This is a genomic window from Mesorhizobium sp. M7A.F.Ca.MR.148.00.0.0, assembly GCF_003997735.1.
Classification (GTDB): Bacteria; Pseudomonadota; Alphaproteobacteria; order Rhizobiales; family Rhizobiaceae; genus Mesorhizobium.
Genome location: NZ_RZTB01000276.1, coordinates 1 through 284 on the forward strand (window position 1 = coordinate 1; position 284 = coordinate 284).

At 61.3% G+C, this 284-nt stretch carries 1 pseudogene (running past one end of the window); it reads left to right on the forward strand.

Features of this window, described 5'->3' with window-relative positions:
• Positions 1-284 (forward strand): annotated as a pseudogene (locus EOB49_RS33895) (hypothetical protein) (its annotated part continues 961 nt past the right edge of the window); the annotation flags it as partial.

The following is a 284-nucleotide window of genomic DNA, read 5'->3' on the forward strand; positions in this document are numbered from 1 at the left end:
CAGAGCGTGGTCGACGCTGCGGTCACGTCGACGGCACGCGACCTGACGACCGGCGTCATCAAGGAAGCCGATGCCGACAAATCGGTGCAGGCCTTTCTCGACGCCAACAGCCAGGCTGGCATTCTGCAGGCCGACCAGATCGTGCTCGACAGGCTGACTGTCAACAAAACCGCCAAGACGGTCCAGGCAGACGTCCATGTCGACGTCGCATTATATTTCCCGATTTTCGGCACGGGCGACATGAAACGCGTCGCCGCCTCCACGACGGCGCTCTATTCGGACAA